This window comes from Rhodococcus sp. IEGM 1406 (genome assembly GCF_030056745.1).
Taxonomy (GTDB): domain Bacteria; phylum Actinomycetota; class Actinomycetes; order Mycobacteriales; family Mycobacteriaceae; genus Rhodococcus_F; species Rhodococcus_F erythropolis.
Window position 1 is genome coordinate 80,171 of record NZ_JASHKO010000006.1, and the last position, 17,592, is coordinate 97,762.

Genomic DNA, 17,592 nt, shown 5'->3' on the forward strand with positions numbered 1-17,592 from the left:
TGGGTGACTGCCTTCGACTAAGCGGGCGTCTGCACCTAGAGTGTCGAGCATGGCTTACGACGTTGCCCGCGTACGGGGGTTGATTCCCTCACTCGGTGACGGCTGGATCCACCTCGATCCGCAGGCCGGAATGCAGATCCCGGACGCCGTCTCGCGGACGGTCTCCACCGCGTTCCGTGCCTCTGCGTCTTCTTCCTCCGGTCGCCACGTCTCGAACCGTCGTAGTGCTGCCATTCTCGAGAGTGCGCGCACCGCGGTCGCCGATCTGGTCGGCGGAGATCCTGCGGGAGTCGTTCTCGGATCAGACCGAGCGGTGTTGTTGGCTTGGCTCGCCGAGTCGCTGAGTTCGCGGTTGGGCCTCGGAACCGGTCTCGTGCTCTCGCGCCTCGACGAAGAGGCCAACGTCGCGCCCTGGCTTCGTGTGGCCAGTCGCTACGGCGCCCAGGTTCGATGGGCCGAGGTCGAAATCGAAACGTGTGAGCTCCCGAGTTGGCAGTTCAACGATCTCATCACCTCGACGACTCGCTTGGTGGCCTTGACGGCCGCATCACCGGTCGTCGGTTCGGCTCCGAACGTCCGCGCCGCAGCTGATCGTCTGCACGAATTCGGCGGACTGATGGTGGTCGACGCCGTCGGTGCAGCGCCATATGCGCATGTGGACATGGCTGATCTCGGGGCGGACATCGTTGCCGTCAGCGCGCCGTCGTGGGGCGGTCCACAGGTGGGCGCACTCGTCTTCCGCGATCCCGGACTGCTCGACCGAATTCCGGCCGTGTCGCTCAACCCGTACGCGCGTGGTGCCGAGCGACTCGAGGTGGGCGGTCATCAGTTCGCGCTGCTGTCCGGTCTAACGTCGTCGATCGATTTCCTGGCGGGCTTGGACGAATCGGCAACGGGAACCAGGCGTGAGCGCCTCGAAACCTCGATCAGCTCGCTGCAGGACTACCAGGACGGTCTGTTCGATCACCTCATGCGTTCTCTCGCAGCCCTGCCCAACGTGATGGTGATCGGCGGCGCACCCACGCGGGTGCCTACGCTCAGCTTCACACTCGAGGGGATGGCGGCAGACAAGGTCGCCGCGCACCTGGCCGACAAGCGCATCGCAACGGTCAGCGGTACGCATGGTGGTTCCAGGCTGCTCGACGCCCTCGGTGTCAACGACGAAGGCGGCGCGGTCACCGTCGGCCTTGCGCCGTACACGACTCGGTACGAGATCAATCAGCTGGTCGCCGAACTCGGCGCCCTGGGCTGATCGATCCCGCTCGGCTCACTTCACGGTGAGGATGACCTTGCCTACGGTTTCCGGCGAATCCAGCAACTGATGGGCTAATGGCGCCTCGGTGATCGGAAGTTCGGTCGACACGATCGGTTGAACCGATCCATCGGCGATCAACGGCCACAACTTCGCACGGACGTCGGCGACGATGTCCGCTTTACCGCCGGGGCCGGTGAGCGGACGCCCGCGCAGGCCCGTCGACGTGATGTTTCCGCGCTTTCCCATCAGCTTGGCGATGTCGACTTCGCCCTTGCGGCCACCCTGCATTCCGATGATCACGACGTGGCCGTCCATGGCGAGTGCGTCGACGTTGCGCCCGAGGTACGACGCTCCCATGTTGTCCAGAACCACATCGGCGCCGTGGTTGTCGGTGGCTTCGGCGAGTGATGCTACGAAGTCGCTGTCGCGGTAGTTGATGAGAATATCCGCGCCCAATTCGCGGCAGCGGTTCAATTTGTCCTCCGAACCCGCGGTAACTGCGACGCGGGCGCCGAGGGCTTTGCCGACCTGGATGGCGTGGGTGCCGATTCCGCCGCCACCGCCATGGACGAGTAGTACCTGTCCGCGTCGTAGGCCGCCGCGCATCACGACGTTGGACCACACTGTGCACGCAACTTCCGGCAGTGACGCTGCGACACGGAGATCGACGCCCGCGGGAACGGGGAGAAGTTGTGTTGCCGGGACCGCAACCTTCTCGGCATAGCCACCGCCGGCCAGCAATGCGCAGACTTCGTCGCCGACGGACCAACCGGTGACGTCTTCGCCGAGTTCGACGATCACGCCCGAGCATTCGAGGCCGAGGATGTCACTCGCGCCGGGCGGCGGCGGGTAGAAGCCTTGACGTTGGAGCAGGTCGGCGCGGTTGACGGCGGTCGCGGCGACCTCGACGAGTACGTGCCCGCGAGGTAGTTCAGGATCGGGCTGCTGCGCCCATTTCATGACCTCGGGACCGCCGGGCTGATCGATCGTTATGGCGTACATGGATACGACGCTAGCGAATCTCCCCGCTGACGGGTGTTTTGCCGCTACCGTCGCGGACGTGACTTACTTCGGGAACATGCAGAACGAGATCTATCTGACGGGACTGAGCGGCGCGAAGCCGGCTTTGCCGATGACTGCGGCGGGCTTGGAAGATGCCGCGCGCGAGCAACTCTCACCAGAGGCTTTCGGGTACATCGCCGGTAGCGCGTCGACCGAACGGACCGCGGTGTCGAATCTGCGGGCGTTCGACAAGCATGCGATCGTGCCGCGGATGTTGCGGGGGACTGCGGCGCCCGACGCGCGCGATCTGAGCGTCGAGGTGTTGGGGACGCGGTTGGCCGCACCGATTCTGACGGCTCCGGTGGGAGTGCTCGGCTTGGTCCACGACGACGCCGAGGTTGCGGTCGGTTCGGTCACTGCCGAGTTGGGGATCGGATCGATTCTCTCGACGGCGGCGTCTTCGACCATCGAAGACGTAGCGGCGGCCTCGGGCGATAACTGGTGGTACCAGCTGTACTGGCCGGCCGACGACGAGCTTGCCGAGTCGTTTGTCCGTCGGGCGGAGACGGCGGGCGCGAAGGCTATCGTCCTGACTGCCGACACTCCCGGTATGGGTTGGCGTCCAAGGGATCTCGAGCTCGGTCACCTGCCGTTCCTGCAGGCGAAGGGTATTGCCAACTATCTGTCGGATCCGGTGTTCCGCGCCAAATTGGCGACGCCTCCCGAGGAGAGTGCAGAAGCCCTGCAGATCGCGGTTCTCACGTGGGTGTCGTTGTTCGGCAATCACGCGGTGCGGATCGCGGATATCGCGAAACTTCGCCAGTGGACGACACTTCCGATCGCGGTGAAGGGAATTGTCCATCCCGACGACGCACGTGAGGCCGTCGCGGCCGGCGCCAACGGCATTGTGGTGAGCAACCATGGTGGGCGTCAGGTCGACGGGTCGATTTCGGCGCTCGACGCTCTCGGTCCTGTCGCTGATGCGGTGGGGCATGAGGTGGACATCCTGATGGACTCCGGAATTCGTTGTGGCGCAGACGTAATCAAGGCTCTGGCTTTGGGTGCCGACGCAGTGCTGTATGGACGGCCGTGGGTGTACGGGTTGGGATTGGCCGGAGCGGACGGAGTGCGTCATGCATTGCGCAGTCTCATGGCCGACCTGGATCTCACCATGGGACTGGCGGGGTTGGCATCGGTCGCCGAAATCGACCGTTCGATCCTGATGTCCAATTCGTGACTTTAGGGTGAGTCTTACTGTGACGGGCGGACACAGGTCTAAACTTGGAACCTGTGACAGCTGAAGCGACAACCGAGGAGACATCGCAGGCGGCGCACGGTGAGACACCGTGGCTGACGCCATGCGAGATGCGTGCATGGCGCGGTTACATGGACGGTAATCAGCGCCTCATGGAGGTTCTCAACCGCGAACTGCAGGATTCACACGACCTGTCGTTGGCCGATTACCGCATTTTGGTCATGCTCTCGGAGTCAGCTGACGGGTCGTTGCGGATGAGTGACCTGGCAGACGGCGTGCTGTCTTCGCGGAGTCGCCTCACACACCAGATCAGGCGGATGGAATCCCAGGGCATCGTCGTGCGAGACACTTGCGTCGAGGATGGTCGCGGCGTGCTCGCTCGGATCACGGAAGAGGGTAGGCGCCGCCTCGCCGAGGCAGCGCCTACTCACGTGGCAGGCGTGCGGAACAATCTGGTCGATCTGCTGACTCCCCAGGAACTGGACGTGCTGGCAGACGTCTTCGAGAAGGTCGACAAAGCCATCGGCGAGCGCTGACGTCGGAGCCGTTTTCGCGGTCCGTGGGAACACCCGATAGGATCGCCCACGGAAGCGTGGCAGAGCGGCCGAATGCACTCGCCTTGAAAGCGAGCGTGGCGTTAAACCCACCGGGGGTTCAAATCCCTCCGCTTCCGCAGATGCCCCTCACTTGTTCATACAGGTGAGGGGCCTTTTTGTGTCCGATCGTGCCAAGATTGCCGTCGACGAGGTCCGCGTCGGCGTCGAGCGACGTCGCTGCAGTTCCTTCGAGAGCTGGATCCAGCCTTTGACGGCGGCATGATCATTCTTGTGGGGGACTTCCCGCAATCTCGCAACCACTCCACCGCCCCAGCTCCTTCCGCAATGAATGACTAGCCACGCCCCTCAAAAAAGGGACTCAGGCGGCGTTACGCATTCATCGAATCTCTGATTCCGGTGTGTTCCACGCGTCGCAGGAGCTGAGTCCCTCCTGCATTCCTCGGTTGAACCACATTCTGTTGTTGGCCTGACTCGGGTGGGTGTCTTCGGGGTCTTCGCCAGGGATGTTGATGTCGTCTTCTTGTACGGACAGTTCGGCGAGGTAGGGCAGGATGTGATTCGCGCTGACGCCGGACAGGCATTCAGCTTGAGCTTCCAGGCGTTTGGTCATCAACATCACCTCGCGGTGATCGTTTTCCTGCGCGGCCAATGACGACAGCTGCGATTCGATCCCCATCGCCTCCTGAAGGTGATGTCCGTATTCGTGGGTGGCGACTCTGACGAGGTCGAGTTCGTTGAAACTGTCGTACGTCCAGATGCGGATGGTCTGGTTTCTGGGGCAGTAGAAACTGATCCCGTAGACGTCTGCGCCTTCTCCGCAGAGGATGGGTGCATCGTCGCCTTCGAGGCGCATGTCGACGTGAGGTGTCAGGAGGTTGCCGCCTCTGAGTTCTCTGTCGACAGCGGGGCTCCACATCTCGTCCAGGCAGGCCACCACCACTTCCGCATACCTCTTCTGACGGGTGATGTCGCCGCGCCATTCGACTGGCGTGCAGTCGATATCCGGGAACTGCATATCCGTGTCGGTCAATCGCTGGCTGGTTTCGGTGACCGCTTCATATGACGGCAGCACCCGTTTCACCACGGAGGCGGCGAGATTGACCCCGACCACCAGGACGACGACCAGCCCGACCGCGGTGGCGGTCACGATGATCGCTATCTCTTTTCGAGTCCAGCTCATTCGTTCGCCTCAGGGGTCGGTTGTGGATGCGTTATTACGCAGCGGCACAGGGAATTTCCCGCACGCATCGGTGCCCGTTTGCAGTCCTCGCAAAAGTCGTCCGGGATAACGTCGCCTGTTCAACATTCGGCGACGAACATTGCCACGGGAAACGAAAAATGCTCAGCCCCGCCGGAGGAAGAGTGAAGTATCAATTCGACGGCGGAGCGTATTACCAGTTCTGAATGAAGAAGAACTGCTGTGAACCCCTCGCCGGGTTGAGTACGCCGAGAGAAATTTCTCCACCACGGGAGGCTGCTTCGTTGGCGAACTGGTCGAGACGTCCCCAGACGACGTTGGGGCCGCTCTCGAAGCGCGATCCTGGTGCGAGGCGCACGCCGATCTGGTTGGAGTTAGTGATGCTTTCGATCGCAGCGCCGGCATTGAGCTGGCCGAACAATGCCGTCTCACCTTGGTTCAGTTGCACGCCGATGCGCCCGTTGTCGGCGATCGGAGTAACAGCTGATGCGGCGCCCGCGCCGCTGAGTGCGATGGCTGCGATACCGGCAGGTATCAATGCGGCCGCGGTAATCATCTTGCGTAGGTGCGTCATTCGGCTTCTCCCTCGTCGGTGGCCCACTCGAGTTGGCGCCTCCACGGGCCACTTTGTCTGATTCTTCCGGTAACAGTCAACGACATGTCGCAAACAATGAGCAATCCATTGGGTTGGTTTGAGATGCAGCTCACTACTGGAAATCCGTTGAAGAATAAACTGTTTCAGTGAAACTGCTGGTCAAGATCGTGAATGCCGGAGAAGCGCGCGGGCTGTCGTTACGGTTCCGTTACTGCTCAGTCTGGCTGCGAGAAGGGCACGTACGCGGTCACCCAGAAACGCTGCGGCAGAGGAATTGTCAGAGCAAGAACCCGCGCAGAGGGTTCTCCGCAGTTGAGCGCCACTGTCAAAGCGGTCTTTCATTCTTCGAGGGCGCGCTGCTTCGGCAGTGGGCTCTCGACTGTCAGAACCGCACGGTGAATACCACGTGGCGACGCTCGCGGGCCGCGCGCTGGAAAAAGTCCGCCACTTCCTGAAGCCAGCCCCAGGCGTACCCGCGCTCGTCGGAGCCGTACTCCGGGTTGCGGTCGTCGAGTGGCATCGCGTCGTAGCGCACGCCGAACTCGGATTCGGTGACTTCCGCCAGGTACGAGGAGACTTCGGCGACCCGATCGGGTGCCAGGTAGGTGACGAGTTGGTCGTCGGTGTCGGTGTTGAGGTCTTCGTCCCCCAAGATCACGCCGTAGGCCGGCCAGTTCTCGGACACGCGCTCGTACCCCGTGCTGGAGAGGGCGCACAGGATCGGATCCCACGCCTTGTCCGTGTCGCACGAGAACTCGGATCGGCCCGTCTCCTCGATGTCCTCGACCACAGCGCCGAGTTTGTCGTCGTCGCCGCGCGCGTCCAGAAGTTCCGCTGCCACGCTGTCTGACAGCGCGAAATGCACCCCAAGTTCCATGGCGTGATGCTAACGGCCGACCTTGCCGGCGTCCCGCCGTCACTACAAGACGAATCGCCTTAGGTAACGATCCTGCTCTGCCTCCGACCGAAGTTACCCATGGTGGGCCTGCTGTCATACATACTTCATCGGTGATTCCGACAAAACGGACCGGCCTTTCTGTTGTATCGCTGGTGATCCTCGTCGTCGCGGGGTTGCTGGTCGCAGCCCCTGCCAGCAGCGCCGCGCCGCCGCCTGACTGGAAATACACAATGGTGGCGTTCAGCAATGCCAGCGACCGTGACATGGATGTCTACGAGTCGGTCGACGGCACCGGCTTTCAGCTCGTCCAGCAGTCGGCGTACAGGCCGCCGTCTGGGCTCGTGCGTGATCCGAGCATCTTCCGGAACACGGACGGGTTGTACTACCTCACCTACACGACGGGTGGTGGGGCGAACATCGGGTTCGCACGCAGCAGCGACCGCATCAACTGGACGCCGCTGGGGAACTATCCGGTTCCGTTTTGCTGCGCCTTGATGCCTGGCACGGGAGATGGCACCGGTTCTGCGAGTCCGCCGGGCTTCTCGGGTTCGGCCGGTTTCAGCGACGGACCGTCGCTGTCACCATTCGTCACCAAGGCCTGGGCGCCTGAATGGTTTGTGGACGGCGATCGCGTCAACGTCATCCTGTCGATGTCGACAGGTGGAGGATTTGTGCCGTATCTGATGACGGCGTTGGAACCGTCGCTCCGGTTGTGGAGCCCGCCTGTTCCGCTCGCCGGGATCGGTGCGGACCACATCGACACCACCGTGGTCAAAGTCGGATCGACCTATCATGCGTTCACCAAGAACGAGACGAGGAAGGTCGTCGAGCATGCGGTCGCTCCTTCGGTGACGGGACCTTATTCGTTTGTCCCGCCCGGGAATTGGGGTTCGCTTGTCGAAGGTCCGGCCGTGGTTCAGTTGCCGAGCGGCGACTGGCGGATCTATCTCGACGCCTATACCGAAGGAAAGTATCTCTACTCCGACAGCACGGACGGGCTGAACACCTGGTCTCCTGTGCAAGAGGTTCCTGGGGTGTCCGGGACTGCACGGCATCTCGGCATCATGAGAGAACCGGCATAACTTTCGACCCCGAGTTGGTAAGGCTCTGATCAAGGACTCCGGTCTTGGTCAGAGCCTTTTCTCGTACTTGCGTACTACTTGTGTGCGTCGCCTGCGCGAATCAGTGATTGACAAGCTAACGATGCGATGCCGTTGGGTCCGACGAGTTCGCGCCGACCACGAAGTGAGTATCTCGGCGTGAGCTGTGCAGAGTTGCGCTCCCAGGCCCCGCTCGGGCGCCGTACTTCACGATTGATTGCCAAGTAATGCCTGTTAATTTCATATTCAAGTACGCGCACTGGCTTGATGCCCGCACTTTCGGTCTTCAACTGCTCTGAGGCCCGCGAAATGCGGATTCAATTCGATTTGCCGCACTGTTTCTGAGTGATCTTCTCGTCCGTAAACGGTGACCTTGCTCATAGTGGGACCTAGGTCCTTTTCGCTGCTGATAAGCCTGTCGATATATATCTGTTACCGAAAGTTCACCCTAAATCCAAGATGGGGGAGATGGCGCGCTGGCGGGCAAACAGGACGATTGGTACCGTCCGGTAACTAATTCAGTTAGTTGTCGGCTACCGCTCTGGTTGCTGTGTCACGTGGAGGAGCAGTTCATGTCGATCGAATCGCAAAACGGCGTATCCCATCGTCGATCGAGGGCCGCGGTAGGGCTCGCGGCGTGTGCGGTTGCCGCGCTGTCGTCTGGTGTGGTCTTCGCAGGGAGCGCATCGGCAACGCCAACGGCGTTGTCGGACAAATTCGCGAGCACGATCACCGATGACGGCTGGTCGTTGGATCTTGCCGCCACGAAACTGTCGGCGAACCCGGTGCCGAATCTGGCGACGACGGCGTTCACCCGTGAGGGGTTCGTGTCGGCGAAGGTGACCGGCACGATCGGTGGTGCGGGCGATTCGGCAGTGAAGACCGGTTATGTCGAGCAGGGATTGCAGATCGGCTGCCAGATCGATGTCTCCTCCGGACTTGGCTTGGGGCTTGGCTTTTCGCTCGGCCCGTCTGTCGGTGTGAGTATTTCGGGTGTCCCGTCGGCGAACGTGGGTGTGAATGCGTCGGTGAATCCGAGTATTCAGTCGACGATTGCGCCGGGCACGATCACGACGATTCCGTTGGGGAAGAAGGATCTCGAGGCGTCGAAGGCGTCGATCACGGCAGAGAACGTGCACGTGAAGGTTGATGCGTGCATGGGGCCGGTGACGATTCGCTCCTACGCACAACTCTCGGTGTCGACGGCAACGTCGGATAACACGTTGTTCGTGTACTCCGATCCCACCTGGCTCTAACTCACGCAGACTTCGCCGGCGATGCTGGCGAGCAATTTCTGATCCGTCCCGTCCCGGGGTGGTTACTCATCACGCTCACAAAGGAGAAATCATGAAGATTCGTACCTTGGCCACTGCCGGAACCCTCACCGCAGGTATCGCCCTGATCGGTGTTCTCGGCGCCGGCGTGGCATCTGCTGCAACTCCGATCGTGCAACCGGAACATGGCCGGATCGGACTTTCACTTTCGAACGCCGAAACGGCGGCGCTGGCGGCGAGCCCGATTCCTGATGCGATTGCGAACATCGTTCCAGGTTCGCTGAGGGGGGTCTGGTTGGCGCCTGGTTCCGCGATAACTGTTACCGATGGCAAGGTCGACGCCCTCGAAGGAGCTGTGCTCGGTGAAGCAGCCGCGCGTGGTGGGCATGCCAATGTCTTTGTCTCCGAACCGAATCACCCCGCCAGTGAGGGGCACATAGTGCTGACGGAGCAGTACTGGAACTGATACCAGGCCGAACGCCGGCGACTCGTTGTCCCCGCTCTCCCTTCCTATTTGGAGTTTCAGCCATGACCGTCAACAACGCCGAACGTCGCAGTGTCCAACCGGAACCCGCTGCCGTCGACAGCAAAGACGTTGCAGACGTTGATGACTGGGATCCGGACAGCGAACTCAGTCCACTTTCCAAGGCTGTGATCGCTACGGCAGTTGGACTGGGGTTGCTGATCGCGGCATTCGCGGTGATCGGGAAGCTCGCCGGCTGGGCGAACGACTACGGGACGATCCTGGTTTACCTGGCATTCTTCTTGTGGATGTCGATCTCCGGACGGTTGTTCTGGTGGGGCGCAGACAAACTCATCGCGCTACTCCGAACGAAGAAGAGTGACAATCGTGGTGCGCACCGGTGAAGTCCGGTAGACGACTTCGCCGGACTCTCGCGGGAGTGCTTGCCGCCGGGGCGCTGTTGACCGGAGCGGCCGGAGTGATCGGTGCGGGAATCGCACTCTCCGCCGCTCCGGCGAACGCGACGCCGGAAGAAGACTGCGCGGCGGTGCGGGCACGTGATCATCAGATCTACCTGAATCTCATTGCGTCGCTGCCACCTGGTGCGCCCATCCCGCTAGAGATCATCAACCCGTGCCTGAGTGCGCCGTCCACGACGTCGACAGCTGCGCCGACGACCACTGTCGGGCTCCCCGGTGCGCAGGCTCCAGGCGGTGGCCCAAATGTCGGGGCCAATGCTCCGACGAACTTTCCCACCTACAACGGCACCCCCATCGTCCCTGTGCCGACGATCGAGGTTCCGCCCATTACTTCCGAGTCCCCGGCCTCGGAAACTGGTGTCGGTGCATTCCCCAATGCATCGGCATCAGCGGTTCCCTCACCCACACCCACCCCGGGTGAGGGAACCACCACCGATCGCGGTCCAGGACCGATCCCCGCGGATTCGGATTCGGATTCGAATATCGCACCGGCCCAAACGGTTCCGGATCCGGCAGCAGATGTTTCCACAACCGGGGAGGACTCGGGCCGTGACAGGTATCTCGAACTGGTCCTCGTCGGGGCCGCGGCGTTCACCGCTGCGGGTATCGGAGTGCGCGGGCGGCCGGGACCTTTCAGCCCCCGCACGCCCGAATCAGTGCTCTCCCAGGCGGTCGGGACTGTCGCGTCGCCGTTGACTGCGTACGCACCTGGCGGGCAGTCCTCGTTGCGGGTGTTCGATCCGATCACCGGCGGAAGCCGGTTCTTCTTCCTGATCCACGACGAAACGTCGTCGCACGAATCCGTGATTCCGGTGACGGTGCCGCCCGGCGGTCACATGAGTGTCAACCCCGATGGCACGGTCACCGTCTTCGACGCCGACGGGAATCCGGTCTCGACAATCGATGCCCCGTGGGCGTACGACGCCAACGGCACTCCTGTTCCGACGCATTACGAGATCCGGGACGGGCAACTCGTTCAGGTCGTCGACACCGCCGGTATCGAGAACCTGCTCTACCCGATCCTCGCCGACCCGGAGCTGACACCGGAAGAACGTGCTGCGCTCGAAGCGCAGGCGAACTTCATCGGCCCGATGACCCCGGAGGGCGAACAAGCACGCAGGGACGCACAAAACGTCCTCGCCGCCAACCCCCCGGAGCCGGCAGATTCAGGCCTCGAGCAGCTCATGCTCGGTGACCCTAACTCCGAGGCCTCCGAACCGCCGATCACCGAAACAGGAACCGGAAACCCTGTCGGCGACGCGATACTCGCCGATCAAACCCAGGAGCCGATCACTTCGAACATCGGCGGGCGGGACTACACCACCGAACCTGCGGACCCGGCAGATTCAGACCTCGGCCAGCTCATGTCCGGTGACCCTAACTCCGAGGTCTCCGAACCGCCGATCACCGAAACAGGAACCGGAAACCCTGTCGGCGACGCGATACTCGCCGATCAAACCCAGGAGCCGATCACTTCGAACATCGGCGGGCAGGACTACACCACCGAACCCGCTGTCAGCGACGTCTCGTTCACGGACGAAAACGGAACCAACTGGTCCGGCACACCTTCGAAGGTGCCGAACGTGTGGAGCTGGACGTACACCGACGCGCAGGGAGAAGAGCACGACCTGCAGGTCACCTACGACGAGCAGGGACGCCCCTACCAGGTTTTCGACCATTCCAACTCGGAACTGTCCTTGTACGATTGGAGCACCGGCGAACCAGTTCGGATAGGCGACGCGCAGCATCTGGACCCCGGTGTCGCTTTCGATCAGCCCTACACCGACGAGATCATGAGCTTCGTCGTCCCACCGCTGCGCGGGGCCCGTCTGGCCGTCGGCGCGATCCGGGCTGAAGACCTGATCGTCTCGAACCGGACAACACCCACCCGGCCCCCGGTTACTTCACCATCGACCCCTGCTCAAAACATTCCCCGGCCGGGCACACTGCCACCGCGCGGCATACCCGTCATCGACGGCACAGTTCCACCTGCCGAACATGACCACCCCACGATCCCTTCCGTGAATGAACCTGCACGCCCGGATCCCACGATTCCGGAACCCTCGCAACCCACTTCGCCCGGCGATCCCGACCGCGGCCAGTGGGAACCATCCACGCCGGGGGAGATCGGTGATCCAGGGCCGAACCTGACACCAGGAATTTCTACCCCGAATGTTCCCTCGCCAGGTCAGGTCGAGGAACCGAGTGCGCCGACTCTGCCCGATGTCGGGCAGGTGCCGGTGAATCCGGACGCTCCCGGCGCTCCGCAGCAACCCGGACTACCGGAATTCGACCCCTTCGCCACCGATCCGAGCACCATTCCCAGCCCTGGCGTCATCGAGGATCCGACGCAGCGACCCGCGGTCACGATGCCTCCCACACAGCCTGACAGCCCGGAGGGACCAGGGGTTGAACAGGATCCGTTGTGGTGGATGCCTTTCGCACGAGAAAAACCACCGCAACTCGCACCCGGCGAAACACCGCCGGACATCGTGGAGGTCGAAGGAGTCGGCCCGTTGGATCTGCGTACGTTGCAGTCCCGGATCATCGGTGATCGGGATGGCACCGATGTCGGGGTATGGGGTGATGCAGGCGAAGGTCTCCGGTACGACGCCGCTCGGAGGTTGAGGCCTTCTCGGGTATTTCAGGAACTCGTCACGCTGGTGGACGGGCAGTTCGCGTTCATCTTGCCATTCGATGCCGGGAAGAACGGTGAGCTCAAGTTCGACGGTTGGTTCCCGGACATGAACGTCATCGTCGATGCGAAACACATCTACGACTTCATCTTCGACCGGAACGGTGAACCTTACGTAACGGACTTCCGGGGCCGTGTTTGGCAAAAAGATTGGCCCAAGACCGCTCAGGCGCAGCTCGATGCCCTCGCACAAGCCGGGATGGACGCTGAGCTCGTGTGGGTGATGCTCAACGAACAATATGCTGAACTCGCCTTGAGAGGCTTCGACGACGAGAACGTCGTCGGTGTCACGGTGGAAACTATTGCGCAATGGTTGGAAAGGACGGGGCGATGAGCTTTTTCGGGCGGCGGCCGACAGTGGGCGGGTATTGGGGCACGCGGGTGCAGTCGAGTCAGGAGGTGGCGCAGACGATGCGGGCCTTCCTCGACGATCTGGAAGCGATCGACCCGGGGTTGGCGTTGCCGTGGGTCTCGACTGCCGAGTTCGACAAAGTGCCAGCAGATCTCAGCGTGGACGGGTTGGTGCGAATCTTCGAGCATTCCCGCTCGAAGGAGATGGGGTATTCGGACACCCCGGGACCGGGCTACGACGTCGACTTGTCACCCGAAGACGGGACCGCGCGGCGGATCATCGCCAGGGTCGGCGGGCTGGAAACCAGTGCCCCCAACAGTGTCCGGGTGTCGTTGCCGACGGAGAAGGATGTTCCCCCCGAATTGCGACGGTTGCTCGAACCGGATGTCGGGGACGCGATCATGAAAGTGATCGTCAAGCATTGGGAACCGGATCGGGCTCGGTGGAGCATCGGCGACTACCTCGATCTGCAACCGCGAGTTAGAGGTCAGATCCAGGTGGGATGGGAAACGTACTTCCATTCCGGAGTTACGTTCGATCGCAGCGCGCTGCCCCAATCTGCGGCGGTAGAGGAGCTGCCCACTGGCACGTTGATTCGGTTGGGGGACAAGCCAATGGAGGTCGATGCCGCCGACATCGTGGCGGTGCGGGCGGCGTTGGGTTACCCGGTGTAGCGCCAGAGACTGTTCCGATTGGTCGATCGTCTTCGAGCAGGAGTGACGTTGTCTGCTTCATCTTTACGTCGCGATCCGGCGTCCGGGTTGACCGTGAAAGTCATGGCGCGGAAGGGGCCGCCGGAAGCCGAATCGGTCACCGCAGTGCTGGCAGCGCGGTCACTGCAGTTCCTTCGAAAGCTTGACCCAGTCTTTGACGTCGACATGTATCGCTCCGTGAGGAATGACCTTCCCGACGGCGTTACGGTCGAGCAGGCTCTGGCATTGAATGGTGGGCGGATCCTCACGCCTCAGGCAGAAAGCCTCCTCGAGGCCGCAATGATCGAGAGCAGAAAGTCTCCTGATGCCGCAGGCGGGATTTACCCACTCTCATTCGGGCATCAACTCAGGTTGTTCACCGACAACGGAAACATCGAAATTCTCATCGGATTCGGGAGTACGGCAGGAGCAGGTTCCTTACTTTGCACCTTCATCTGGCCGTACCCAGGGGGCTTCGCCGATGAATCTCTGATCTCACTGTCATTGAAACTCGTCCAGGGTATGGCCGATATCTGGGACGCTCCCACGGCCGTGCTCTACCGGGATGCGGAGCTCACACCTCAGTACAACGTGCCCGGCGACGCAACGGTGGGCAGTTGCACCTACTTCGGCCCTGAGATGCCGATCAACGAAACGCAGATCCCACCCACTGTCGAAGCTTTTCCGTACAAGAGAAGGAGCGATCGTCATCCAGCGTGATCCACGCGCCCCGTTGGTTGCCGACGATATCCGAAGCATCCGTGCAGCAGTCGGCCTGCTGACCGAACGACCGGAGGTTCGCCTACCGAAAGGCTCGCGCCGGCTGTGACACCAGAAGTTACGGCCAAGCTCACGTCCGCAGGTGATGGTGTTCTTAAGAACAAGCTGCTCAGATAATGGAGGATGCGTTCGACGAGGTCATCGGGATGGAGAACATCAACATCATCGCATTTGGAGGGGAGTGAAAGTGCCTACGTCATCACTGCGCCGCAATCCTACGGTGGGCTTGACAGTGAAGGTCATTCCACGAAAGGGTGCGCCTGAAAGCGAGGCCGTCACGGCCGCGCTCGTTGCACGTTCGCTACGATTGCTTCGCGACATCGATCCTGTCTTCGACGTCGACTTGTACCAAACAGTAGGCGATGCCCTCCCCGACGGTGCCGGACTCGAGCAAGCCTTGGCGTCGAATATCCGTCAGATCCTTGTACCTCCGACGGAAAAATCGATCGAAGCCGCATTGATCGAGCGCAGACGATCCCCTGATGCCACCGGCGGTATGTATCCCCTCTCATTGGGACGACATATGACCCTGTATTCACCCGCTGGAGACGTCAAAGTCGTTGTTAGTTTCGGGGGCACCTCAGGGTCCGGCGCATTCGCATGTGCCTTTGCCGACGAATCACTGATTTCGCTGGCATTGAAGCTCGTTCAGGGGCTAGCCGATATCTGGGACTCGCGTGTCACCGTGCTCTACCGCCGAACCGAATCATCGCCTCAGTTCAACGTACCGGGTGACGCGATCGTGGGCAGTTGCACCTACTTCGGTCCTGAGTTGCCGATCGAGGAAACGCAGCTCCCGCCCAGCGTGGAGGCATTTCCCTACCAGGACGGCACAATCGTCATCCAGAAGAATCTGTCCACGCCGTTAACAGTCGAGGACATCCGAAGCATCCGCGCAGCAGCAGGACTGCCGACCGAACGACCGGAGATTCCTCTACCCAAAGGTTTCAGACGGCTGTGAGCCCTACGTTGGGCGCACTCGGGGCTGCCTGCAGGTAGGGATGGCGCGGACCGACCAGCCTGCCCGCAATTACCGCGCCGCGGTCCCGATCCGGCTACGCACCAGCTGATCGACGCTCCGGGTGGAGTGCCACCGCGCGGCATACCCGCCATCGACGGCACAGTTCCACCTGCCGAGCATGATCAACCCTCTGTTCCGTCCGTGAATGAACCTGCACGCCCGGATCCCGCGATTCCGGAACCCTCGCAACCCACTTTCCCGGCGATCCCGATCGTGGCGAGTGGGAATCACTCTCGCCCGGTGGGATTGGCGATCCGGGGTCGAACCCGAGACCCGAGAACTCCACCCTGGAGGCTCCCTCGCCAGGTCGCACCGAGGAACCAAGTGTGCCGACTCTGCCTGATGTCGGTCAGGTGCCGGTGAATCCGGATGCCCCCGGCGCTCCGCAGCAACCCGGACCACAACTGTTCAATGACAATGATTTGCCGAGAACGACTATGACGATCGCAGAGTGGCTGGAAAGGAAAGGTCGATGAATTCGGATCGTGGCGCGACAGTGATCGGGTATTGGGGCCCTCGGACGCAACCGGTAGAAGGCATTGCAGCGGAGGTGTTCTCGTTTCTTCATAGTCTGAGGAACATTGATCGAGCACTTGGAGAAGCTTGGGTGTTTTCGCCCGAGACTGCCTTCGAGTCGACCGATCTAAGCGTGGAAGTCCTAGCGAAAATCTTCCGGGCAGCGAAGGATATCGAAGGGCAATCCGTTGCTGCCTTCGACCTTGGCTACATCGTGAGTTTGTTGCACCCGGACAGATATCAGTTCTTGAGAATCCAATTCTCTCTCGGCCGGAATGTTCCGAGGGTTCCGAATCTCGTCAACGTCACCCTCCCCCCGGAGAAACAAGCAATCGGGGAGGCGTCGCAGTTGCTGACTGCACGCGTCGGGGACGCGATCATGAAAGCGATCATCGAGCATTGGTCGCCGGAGTCTGCGCGGTGGGGGACGCGGGAGTACCGCAATGCGCAGGGAAATGAGGTCAGCGAAATCGAAGTCGGGTGGGAGACATACATCCAGTCCGGGATCGATCTCGATCACAGCAAACTGCCCGTCGTCGCCGTACTGGAGGAACTCCCCAACGGAACGCTGATTCGGTTGGGCGAGAAACCGTTAGACGTCAACTTCGACGACATCCTGGCGGTGCGGGAAGCACTGGGTTACCCGGTCTAAGACGCCGCGTGACCGCCGACCCTTGCTCATGTCGCGACACGTAGTCGGACGGAGACTATTACGCAGTGGTTGGAAAGGACGGGGCGATGAGCTTTTTCGGGCGATGGCCGACGGTAGCCGGATATTGGGGCACGCGGGTGCAGTCGAGTCAGGAGGTGGCGCAGACGATGCGCGCTTTCCTCGACGACCTGGAAACGATCGACCCGGAGTTGGCGTTGCCGTGGGTGTACACCAAAAAAACTGGACAAAGGCCCCGCGGATCTCAGTGTGGACGGGTTGGTGAAAATCTTCGAGCATTCCCGCTCGAAGGAGGTGGGATACTCGGACACCCCCGGACCGGGGTACAGCATCGGTTTGTCGCCCGAGGACGGGACCGCGCGGCGGATCATCTCCAGGGTCGGCGGCTTAGAAACCAGCGCCCCCAACAGTGTCCGGGTGTCGTTGCCGACGGAGACGCAGCTCACCGACAGCACCCGGCAGCTGCTCGGCCCTGACATCGGAGACGCGATCATGAAAGTTATCGTCAAGCATTGGAAACCGGATCGAGCTCGGTGGAGCATCGGCGACTACATAGATCTTCAGAATCGGTCGAAAGGTGAGGTCGAGGTGGGATGGGAAACATACTTCCATTCCGGAGTTAGGTTCGATCGCAGCGCGCTGCCCCAATCTGCGGTGGTAGAGGAGTTGTCCACTGGCACGTTGATTCGGTTGGGGGACAAGCCAATGGAGGTCGCTGCCGCCGACATCGTGGCGGTGCGGGCGGCGTTGGATTACCCGGTGTAGGCCACGCAATGGGTCCGGAGTTCAC

Annotated in this window: 17 protein-coding genes and 1 tRNA gene; 14 read left to right on the top strand and 4 right to left on the bottom strand. The window is 61.7% G+C overall.

Annotated elements, in window-relative coordinates; genetic code table 11:
* Window positions 1-49: 49 nt before the first annotated feature.
* A complete protein-coding gene (locus QM596_RS25505; protein ID WP_007731767.1) occupies window positions 50-1,252 on the top strand; it encodes a cysteine desulfurase-like protein in 1,203 nt (400 codons plus the stop codon).
* A 15-nt stretch (window positions 1,253-1,267) separates the two neighbouring features.
* On the opposite strand, the gene QM596_RS25510 is transcribed toward QM596_RS25505, so the two are convergent.
* Window positions 1,268-2,257, bottom strand: coding sequence for an NAD(P)H-quinone oxidoreductase (locus tag QM596_RS25510; protein ID WP_020905806.1), 990 nt, complete (start codon window positions 2,255-2,257; stop codon window positions 1,268-1,270).
* Between QM596_RS25510 and QM596_RS25515 the strand changes: the two genes are divergently transcribed.
* From QM596_RS25515 to QM596_RS25525, 3 genes are all read left to right on the top strand, one after another.
* Window positions 2,256-3,494, top strand: coding sequence for a lactate 2-monooxygenase (locus QM596_RS25515; RefSeq protein WP_069146653.1), 1,239 nt, complete (start codon window positions 2,256-2,258; stop codon window positions 3,492-3,494). The two genes, QM596_RS25510 and QM596_RS25515, sit on opposite strands and share 2 nt — an antisense overlap.
* A 128-nt stretch (window positions 3,495-3,622) precedes the next feature.
* The gene (locus tag QM596_RS25520) at window positions 3,623-4,048 is read left to right on the top strand and encodes a MarR family winged helix-turn-helix transcriptional regulator (RefSeq protein WP_020968140.1); all 426 of its coding nucleotides are present in this window, start codon (window positions 3,623-3,625) and stop codon (window positions 4,046-4,048) included.
* A gap of 50 nt (window positions 4,049-4,098) precedes the next feature.
* Window positions 4,099-4,185 (top strand) — tRNA-Ser (locus QM596_RS25525).
* Between the two features lie 260 nt (window positions 4,186-4,445).
* Here the strand turns inward: QM596_RS25525 and QM596_RS25530 are convergent.
* The 3 genes from QM596_RS25530 to QM596_RS25540 all read right to left on the bottom strand — a co-directional run bounded on the left by QM596_RS25530 (window position 4,446) and on the right by QM596_RS25540 (window position 6,739).
* The gene (locus QM596_RS25530; RefSeq protein WP_133728300.1) at window positions 4,446-5,249 is read right to left on the bottom strand and encodes a neutral zinc metallopeptidase; all 804 of its coding nucleotides are present in this window, start codon (window positions 5,247-5,249) and stop codon (window positions 4,446-4,448) included.
* 211 nt (window positions 5,250-5,460) lie between these two features.
* Window positions 5,461-5,841 carry a hypothetical protein gene (locus tag QM596_RS25535; protein WP_019746448.1) on the bottom strand — a complete coding sequence of 127 codons (381 nt, stop codon included), beginning with the start codon at window positions 5,839-5,841 and terminating at the stop codon, window positions 5,461-5,463.
* Window positions 5,842-6,244: 403 nt separating this feature from the next.
* The gene (locus QM596_RS25540; protein WP_030535796.1) at window positions 6,245-6,739 is read right to left on the bottom strand and encodes a DUF1877 family protein; all 495 of its coding nucleotides are present in this window, start codon (window positions 6,737-6,739) and stop codon (window positions 6,245-6,247) included.
* A 251-nt stretch (window positions 6,740-6,990) separates the two neighbouring features.
* Here QM596_RS25540 and QM596_RS25545 point away from each other — a divergent pair, with 251 nt between their 5' ends.
* The 10 genes from QM596_RS25545 to QM596_RS25590 all read left to right on the top strand — a co-directional run bounded on the left by QM596_RS25545 (window position 6,991) and on the right by QM596_RS25590 (window position 17,567).
* Window positions 6,991-7,842, top strand: coding sequence for a glycoside hydrolase family 43 protein (locus QM596_RS25545; RefSeq protein ID WP_241896030.1), 852 nt, complete (start codon window positions 6,991-6,993; stop codon window positions 7,840-7,842).
* A 590-nt stretch (window positions 7,843-8,432) separates the two neighbouring features.
* Complete coding sequence (locus QM596_RS25550; protein WP_042950363.1) at window positions 8,433-9,116, top strand: MspA family porin; 684 nt, start codon at window positions 8,433-8,435, stop codon at window positions 9,114-9,116.
* A gap of 91 nt (window positions 9,117-9,207) precedes the next feature.
* Window positions 9,208-9,600, top strand: a complete 393-nt coding sequence (locus QM596_RS25555; protein WP_046377755.1) for a hypothetical protein — start codon at window positions 9,208-9,210, stop codon at window positions 9,598-9,600.
* A 62-nt stretch (window positions 9,601-9,662) separates the two neighbouring features.
* Entirely contained in the window at window positions 9,663-10,001 is a 339-nt protein-coding gene (locus tag QM596_RS25560) for a hypothetical protein (protein ID WP_283310225.1), read from the top strand.
* Window positions 9,998-13,105: a YML083C domain-containing protein gene (locus tag QM596_RS25565; protein WP_283310226.1), complete on the top strand. Its 3,108-nt coding sequence runs from the start codon at window positions 9,998-10,000 to the stop codon at window positions 13,103-13,105. Before QM596_RS25560 ends, QM596_RS25565 begins: the two co-directional genes overlap by 4 nt.
* Window positions 13,081-13,797: an Imm52 family immunity protein gene (locus tag QM596_RS25570; protein WP_223257874.1), complete on the top strand. Its 717-nt coding sequence runs from the start codon at window positions 13,081-13,083 to the stop codon at window positions 13,795-13,797. Before QM596_RS25565 ends, QM596_RS25570 begins: the two co-directional genes overlap by 25 nt.
* A gap of 42 nt (window positions 13,798-13,839) precedes the next feature.
* Window positions 13,840-14,535: a hypothetical protein gene (locus QM596_RS25575; protein WP_283310228.1), complete on the top strand. Its 696-nt coding sequence runs from the start codon at window positions 13,840-13,842 to the stop codon at window positions 14,533-14,535.
* A 247-nt stretch (window positions 14,536-14,782) separates the two neighbouring features.
* Entirely contained in the window at window positions 14,783-15,556 is a 774-nt protein-coding gene (locus QM596_RS25580; RefSeq protein WP_225989407.1) for a hypothetical protein, read from the top strand.
* Between the two features lie 532 nt (window positions 15,557-16,088).
* On the top strand, window positions 16,089-16,784 hold the full coding sequence (locus tag QM596_RS29740; protein WP_326839284.1) for an Imm52 family immunity protein: 696 nt from the start codon (window positions 16,089-16,091) through the stop codon (window positions 16,782-16,784).
* Between the two features lie 279 nt (window positions 16,785-17,063).
* Window positions 17,064-17,567 (top strand): hypothetical protein, encoded by a 504-nt coding sequence (locus QM596_RS25590; RefSeq protein ID WP_223257877.1) that lies wholly within the window; start codon window positions 17,064-17,066, stop codon window positions 17,565-17,567.
* Window positions 17,568-17,592 lie beyond the last annotated feature (25 nt).

Bases quoted from the DNA above. Each gene is read 5' to 3' on its own strand.
- QM596_RS25545 (WP_241896030.1), top strand. From the start codon at position 6,991: ATGGTGGCGTTCAGCAATGCCAGCGACCGTGACATGGATGTCTACGAG.
- QM596_RS25530 (WP_133728300.1), bottom strand. From the start codon at position 5,249: ATGAGCTGGACTCGAAAAGAGATAGCGATCATCGTGACCGCCACCGCG.
- QM596_RS25510 (WP_020905806.1), bottom strand. From the start codon at position 2,257: ATGTACGCCATAACGATCGATCAGCCCGGCGGTCCCGAGGTCATGAAA.
- QM596_RS25560 (WP_283310225.1), top strand. From the start codon at position 9,663: ATGACCGTCAACAACGCCGAACGTCGCAGTGTCCAACCGGAACCCGCT.
- QM596_RS25515 (WP_069146653.1), top strand. From the start codon at position 2,256: ATGGATACGACGCTAGCGAATCTCCCCGCTGACGGGTGTTTTGCCGCT.
- QM596_RS25505 (WP_007731767.1), top strand. From the start codon at position 50: ATGGCTTACGACGTTGCCCGCGTACGGGGGTTGATTCCCTCACTCGGT.
- QM596_RS25550 (WP_042950363.1), top strand. From the start codon at position 8,433: ATGTCGATCGAATCGCAAAACGGCGTATCCCATCGTCGATCGAGGGCC.
- QM596_RS25520 (WP_020968140.1), top strand. From the start codon at position 3,623: ATGCGTGCATGGCGCGGTTACATGGACGGTAATCAGCGCCTCATGGAG.
- QM596_RS25570 (WP_223257874.1), top strand. From the start codon at position 13,081: ATGGTTGGAAAGGACGGGGCGATGAGCTTTTTCGGGCGGCGGCCGACA.
- QM596_RS25535 (WP_019746448.1), bottom strand. From the start codon at position 5,841: ATGACGCACCTACGCAAGATGATTACCGCGGCCGCATTGATACCTGCC.
- QM596_RS29740 (WP_326839284.1), top strand. From the start codon at position 16,089: ATGAATTCGGATCGTGGCGCGACAGTGATCGGGTATTGGGGCCCTCGG.
- QM596_RS25540 (WP_030535796.1), bottom strand. From the start codon at position 6,739: ATGGAACTTGGGGTGCATTTCGCGCTGTCAGACAGCGTGGCAGCGGAA.
- QM596_RS25555 (WP_046377755.1), top strand. From the start codon at position 9,208: ATGAAGATTCGTACCTTGGCCACTGCCGGAACCCTCACCGCAGGTATC.